Here is a 6,266-nt window from a genome sequence, read left to right as displayed (position 1 = left end):
GCCGGGGCGGGCACCGGGCCCGCCGCCTGCCGACCGGACACCGGCCGCGCGCCCTGGGCCCGCGCCGGTTCGTCCGTGTCCGCGATCGGGGTGTCCGCCGAGCCCGGGGTGTCCGCCGGGGCGGGAGCAGCGGCGGAGTCCAGGTCCGCCGAACCTCCGGCGTCCGCCGAGCCTGAGGCGTCCGGTGCGCCGGCCGAGTCGGGCGAGTGCGCCGGGTCCGTCGGGTCCGCCGTACGTTCCGCTGCGACCGAAGCCCCGGCGCTCACCTTCGCGGTCCGCGGGGCCGGCACCCCGCCCCGGCCCTCCGCCGCGGAGTCCTCCGAGGTCCCGGTCTCCTCCTCCCGTACGACGATCTCGTGCGGGATCAGCACGATCGCCGTCGTGCCGCCGTACGGCGAGGAGCGCAGGGTGACCTGGATGCCGTGGCGGTTGGCGATGCGGGCGATGACGAACATGCCGAGGCGCAGGTCGTCGGCGAGGGCGACCACGTCGAACTTGGGCGCCTCGGCCAGGTGGGCGTTGAAGGCCGCGTACTCCTCCTCCGACATGCCGAGGCCCCGGTCCTCGACCTCGACGGCGAGCCCCTTGGCGACCAGGCCGGCCCGCACCCCGACCGGGCTCGGCGCGGGGGAGTACAGCGTGGCGTTCTCGATCAGTTCGGCCAGCAGGTGGATCACGTCCGCGACCGCGGGCGGGGCCAGGCAGACCTCCTCCTCGGTGCGCACCTCCACCCGCTGGTACTCGGCGACCTCACCCACCGCACTGCGCAGGATGTCGATCAGCGCGACCGGCTCGGTCCAGCTGCGCCGTGGCTGGCCACCGCTGATGATGACCAGGTTCTCCTCGTACCGCCGCAACTGGCTTGCCGTGGAGTCGAGTTCGTACAGTCCCGCCAGGACGTCCGGGTCCTGGTGCTCGCGCTCCAGGGTGTCCAGCCGGCTGAGCTGGAGGTTGACCAGGTTCTGGCTCTGCCGGGCGATGCCGAGGATCACCTTCTGGAACCCCCGCCGGGTGTCGGCGAGTTCGACGGCGGTCATCACGGCGGTCCGCTGTGCCGTGTTGAACGCCTTGGCCACCTGGCCCAGTTCGTCCGAGCCGTAGTCCAACTCCGGTGCGGCCCGGTCCACATCGACCTTCTCGCCCCGGTCCAGGCGTGCGACCACGTCCGGCAGCCGCTCCTGGGCCAGGCCCAGCGTGGCCTCCCGCAGGCCCCGCAGCCGCCGGGACAGCGAACGGGTGATCCGCCAGGACATCACCAGGCAGATCAGCAGCGCGATCAGTCCGACGGCGCTGAGCGAGGCCGCCGTGAGCAGCTGCTCGTGCGCCTTGTCCGCGCTCCGGGTCAGCAGGGCCGAGGTCTGCTGCCGGATCAGGTCGGAGTAGCGGACGGACACCTTCTGCATCGCCGCCGTCCACCGCTTGCCCGCGTCCGGCAGGGCCACCCGGCCCGTGCCGTCGGCCGGCCGCGCGGCGAGGACCTGGTCCTCGACCGCCGTGAGGGTCTGCCAGTCCGCGCTCGCCAGGATCCGCTCGGTCTGCGTCTTCGCGTCACCGGTCAGCGCGGGCACGATCTGGTCCTCGACCAGCCACCGGCGCGTGCTCACCGTCCGGACGAACTGCTCCCAGGCCTTCTCGTCGAGGTGCCCGGACGGCCAGGCCAGGGTGAGCGCCACGTCCTCCTGGGAAGTGAGCTCCGCCGCGTGTTCGATGGCGACCAGCGGCCCGGCCTGCGAGGTGAGGTCGCCGTCGTCGACTTGCGAGAGCTGCTGGAAGGCGTGGATCTGGTCGTCGATGATCGACGTGTACTGGTCGAGGGCCTGCGCGGCGGTGATGTCGGTGGGGTGGTCCACCTGGTCGCGGTAGTACTCCAGGCTGCCCACCGACCCGAGCACCGAGTACAGCTGCTCGGCGATGCGCTCGGGCGCCTGCTGGATCTCCTCGGACCGCCGCACGAGCTGGGCGACCGCCGCGTCCGTGGCCGCCCGCTTCTCGTCCAGGGCGGCCCGGGAACCGGGCACCCTGGCCAGCCAGGCGGCGGACACCGCTCGCTCCCCCTGGAGCGCGAGCGTGGCCTCGGTGCCCATCGCGCCGGTCGACCGGCTCAGGTCGGTCTGCGAGCGCAGCCGCAGGCCTTCCGAGAACAACTGCGTGGTCGTCACACCCCACATGGCGGCGAGCGTGACGCTCGGCACCAACGCCAGCATGATGAGGGAGAGACGTATGGAGCCGAGGCGGCGCCGGGCGCCGGTCCGGTCGGGCATGGTCGTCCTTGGGCGGTCAGGGGGAGTGGTCTGCCTGCGGTCGGTTCCTGGGGTGCTCACGCTGCTCACGCTGCCCGGGGCGGGAGGGTCAACGGGTGCCGGCGGCGGCGAACCCCGCGACCGCGGCGACGTTCGTCCGGGTGACGAAGGCGGGCCCGGTGAGCACGGGAGCCACCCCGCCCCCGCTGATGTTGCCGTTGGTCCGGTACAGCCACAGGGCGTCCACGGCGAGGTAGCCCTGCAGATACGGCTGTTGGTCCACCGCGAACTGCACGCTCCCGGAGCGGATCGCCTTCACGAGGTCGTCGTCGAGGTCGAAGGTGGCGATGCGCGCCCTGCTGCCGGCGGCCTTCACCGAGTCCACGGCGTCGAGCGCGAACTGCGCGCCCAGCGTGACGACCTCGTCGATGCCGGGGTCCTGCCGCAGCCTGGCCGTGAGGACGGTGTCCACGGCCTCGGGGTCGGTGCCCTCCACGTACACGTTCTCGGTCTCGCCGCCGAAGGTCTTGCGCACACCGGCGCAGCGCGCCTCCAGGGCGACGTTGCCCCGCTCGTGGACGACGCACAGCGTGTGCTTGGCCTTCAGGCCGTTCAGCTTGGTCCCGACGGCCTCGCCGGCCACGATCTCGTCCTGGCCGAAGTACTCCAGCAGACCTTGCGACTTCCAGGCGTCGATACCGGAGTTGAGGCCCACCACCGGGATGCCGGCCGCCCGCGCAGCGGCCACCGGGGCCTTCATCGCGGCCGGCTTGGCCAGGGTCACCGCGATGCCGTCGACGCGGTCGCCGATCGCCTCGCGCACCAGCCGGGCCTGCCCCGCCGGATCGGAGTCGTTGGCGTACGTCAGCACGATGCCGTCCTTCGCGGCGGCGGCCTCGGCGCCCTTGCGGACCCGCTCCCAGAAGGCGTCCCCCTCGCCGCCGTGGGTGATCAGGGCGACCTTCAGCCCCGCCGCGTCCGAACCCGCCGCAGCGCCCGCGCCCAGCCGGGAGTCGTCGTCGGCCCCGGAGCAGCCGGCGAGCAGCAGGAGGGCGGCGCAGGCGAGGGCGGCCGTGCGCAGGGATCCGGGTCTGAGGGAAGTCCGAGGTGGGGGAGTGGTGTTCATAAGGTGCGGCACCTCGCTGTGCGGCCTGGCAGGCGGAACGTGAAAGTGTGGCCGGAACGCGGGCGCGTCGGCCGGTTGAACCTTCACTGGCCAGGAGCCAACCGCGTGTGACCGCCGGTAGTCAAGTGATCAGCCCCTTGTAGTGACTTCTCGGTTCCGCATCGTAATGATCTTCACCGGCGTGCGGCACCCGTGACTGCGCGCACGCGCGCGTGACTGCGCCCCCCTCGGTCCCGTCCCCTCTTTTCCGCCCCACGTCCCGGTGGCCGCTGACTAGGATCACCGGATGGCCCCAGAACCGACGATCGTCGCCACCTCCGGAGGGCACCGCACCGGCGGTCGCACCATGGTGTCGTTCCACGCGCTGGTGCACCACGCCGTCGACCTCTCCGGCGCCCACGGCCGCAGACCGCGCGTGATGTACGTCGGCACGGCCGTCGGGGACGCCGAGCACTTCACGGCCCGGATGCACGAGGCGGCACGGGTGGCCGGCTTCGACCTCACCCCGTTGCACCTGTTCCCCATGCCCAACCTGGACGACGTCGAGGGCACCGTCCTGGAGCAGGACGTGGTGTGGGTCATGGGCGGCTCGGTGGCCAACCTGCTCGCCGTGTGGCGGGTGCACGGACTCGACCGGATCATGCGCAGGGCCTGGGAGTCCGGCGTGGTGCTCAGCGGGGTCAGCGCGGGTTCGCTGTGCTGGTTCGAGGGCGGCACCACCGACTCGTACGGCCCCGAACTCCGCCCGCTCACCGACGCGTTGGGCTTTCTGCCGTACGGCAACGGGGTGCACTACGACAGCGACCCGGGCCGCCGCCCCCTGGTCCACCGGCTGGTCGCGGACGGCACCCTGCCCGCCACCCACTGCACGGACGACGGCGTCGGGCTGGTCTACCGCGGCACCGAACTCGTCGAGGCCGTGACCGAGGTGCCCGGCAAGGGCGCCTACGTCGTCACGCGCGAGGGCGGCGCGGCGGTGGAGGAACGCGTCGAACCGCGCAGGCTGCCCGGCGTGTGACGGGCGTGCCCGCGCGGTCCGGGCCCCGGGAGGGGAAGGCGGATGCGCGATCCGGTCGCGGGAGCGGTTCCCGCGTCCGGGACTACGGGGCGGTCCTCGGTGCGCCGGCGGCCGTCACGGCCTGGGCCGTGCGGGTGTCGGGACCGGTCTGTCCCGTCCCGGTGGCCGAGCCGTCCTGGGGCGCCCCCTGTGCTGTTCCGCGCCGCTCGCGGCGGCTCGTCCGTGGTTCCTGGTCGGGCAGCCAGCCGAAGGTCAGGACGCTTCCCACGACCCCCAGCAGCAGGCCGACCATGAAGCCGCCCATGTTCGAGGTCACCCAGGTGCCGAGGGAGACCAGGACGCCGGTGATCGAGTAGAACAGGCGCTGGGCGGGGCTGAAGAGGATCAGGAGCCCCAGCAGCACCATCAGGATCGGCAGGAGGTAACCCGCCACCCCCTGCATCCCGACATGGACGACGACCTTCAGCGAGGCCTTCATGGTGAGCAGGATGAATGCCCCGCCCAGGGTGAGCCACAGCCCGCCGAAGAAGGGTCGTCCGTACACCCAGCGGGTGAACGCGTCCTGTTCGGGCGCGCTCCGCGGGGTCCTCACCGGCTCCTGCCCCTCCATCAGCAGGCCTTGCTGCTGAAACTGAGCTTGAGGCCGGGGAGCTTGAACACACCGGCCGTGGTCGCGTAGTTGGTCTGCCGCAGGTTGGCGATGTTCACCGTGTCGGCCTGCTGGCTGAAGACGCCGAGCGGTCCCTTCACACCGGCCTTGGTCAGGGTGCTGGCGTCGTTGCCGATCTCGATGTTCCGGAAGGCGGCGTCGCCGGACAGCTCGGTCGAGTCCGTGGTCAGGTCGGTCGCCTGGACCTTGTCCTTGCCGCTGCCCGCCTCGATCCGCAGGTTGGTGCCCCCCAGGTCGACGCTCTGGCACAGCTTGGTGAGGGTGGCGTTCTTGATGGCGGAGGTCACCACCAGCACCTGCCCGCCGGTGTCGCCGGCGTTCGGGCTGTTGTCCGCCATGTTGTCGAGGCCGCCGAACTGCTCGAACCCGGTGCCGTCGAGCTCGGTCGCGGTGACCGTGAAGGGCATGCCGGAGATGGCGAACTGGACCCCCAGGGCGCCCTGGGAGGTCAGGATCGCCATGCCCGCGGTGACCGCGACGGCCGGCACGGCCATGATCGCGGCCCGGCGGCCCCGGACCCGCCCGCGTCTGGCCGTGCTGCCGGGGGTTTCCGGTGTGGAACCGCTTTCGGGGGACTCGGAGGTGGTGCCGTCGGACGAGGCCATGTGCTGCTCCCAGGGGCATAGTCGACGCAAGTGGGGCTCACGTGCGGATGTGCGGCTTCAGTGGCTTGTTGTCCTGGCGCGGACAAACGGTTGCGGCGTACGTCTCCTGCCAACCCCCGGCGGCTGCAAGGGCTTGCCCGTACTCCGCAGTAATGGCACGGAAGTTACCGGCGGTTACGCCCACGGGTCAAGCAAGTTGTGCGTAAAGGGTGTTGATTATGGTCCGCCCGTGATCAACAGTGCTCCTGACAGCGGAAAATACCGTCAATCGAAGATCAATTCCCTTGCGACACCTTGACGTTGACGGATCCTCAGGTCTACAACTCTCCCTGGCTCGCTCGGATCCGTGGCGCCGGATCCAAGCCGTCGGGCGGCACCTGCCCGCGTTCCCGGACCATCTGTCCTCACGGGTTCTTCACCGCCCGAGTCCGACCCTCCACGGCACCCGAACCGGTCGTTTCCCCCCTGGGCCGCACCGGGCTCGCCATCTCTCGCCCGGCCCGGCCGGAGCCCTCCCCCATGGGGCAGCCGGCCGGACGCCGGCCTGATGCCGTTGCCGGTCCGTCACGTACGGAGAAGGCGTGACGGGTCGGCAACGGCGGGCGCC

General features: G+C 71.7%; 5 protein-coding genes. 1 reads left to right on the top strand and 4 read right to left on the bottom strand.

All coding sequences use genetic code 11. The features are described from left to right. Positions 1–2,261, bottom strand: a 2,261-nt coding sequence (locus EHS43_RS34255) for a nitrate- and nitrite sensing domain-containing protein (RefSeq protein ID WP_260470833.1), incomplete at its 3' end; no start/stop codon positions are given. Between the two features lie 88 nt (positions 2,262–2,349). Next, on the bottom strand, positions 2,350–3,366 hold the full coding sequence (locus tag EHS43_RS34250) for a substrate-binding domain-containing protein (RefSeq protein WP_125194539.1): 1,017 nt from the start codon (positions 3,364–3,366) through the stop codon (positions 2,350–2,352). Positions 3,367–3,652: 286 nt separating this feature from the next. On the opposite strand from EHS43_RS34250, the gene EHS43_RS34245 reads away from it, so the two are divergent. Beyond that, positions 3,653–4,384 (top strand): peptidase E, encoded by a 732-nt coding sequence (locus tag EHS43_RS34245; RefSeq protein ID WP_125194538.1) that lies wholly within the window; start codon positions 3,653–3,655, stop codon positions 4,382–4,384. 82 nt (positions 4,385–4,466) lie between these two features. On the opposite strand, the gene EHS43_RS34240 is transcribed toward EHS43_RS34245, so the two are convergent. Both EHS43_RS34240 and EHS43_RS34235 read right to left on the bottom strand, forming a co-directional pair. Then, positions 4,467–4,976 (bottom strand): DUF6114 domain-containing protein, encoded by a 510-nt coding sequence (locus EHS43_RS34240; RefSeq protein ID WP_260470832.1) that lies wholly within the window; start codon positions 4,974–4,976, stop codon positions 4,467–4,469. A gap of 17 nt (positions 4,977–4,993) precedes the next feature. Further along, positions 4,994–5,659 (bottom strand): DUF6230 family protein, encoded by a 666-nt coding sequence (locus EHS43_RS34235; RefSeq protein ID WP_125194536.1) that lies wholly within the window; start codon positions 5,657–5,659, stop codon positions 4,994–4,996. Positions 5,660–6,266: the final 607 nt, after the last annotated feature.

Origin of the sequence: Streptomyces sp. RP5T (genome assembly GCF_003933965.1) — a bacterium.
Lineage (GTDB): Bacteria > Actinomycetota > Actinomycetes > Streptomycetales > Streptomycetaceae > Streptomyces.
The sequence above is the reverse complement of the archived record's forward strand: the minus strand, read 5'-3'. Positions and strand labels throughout refer to the sequence as shown.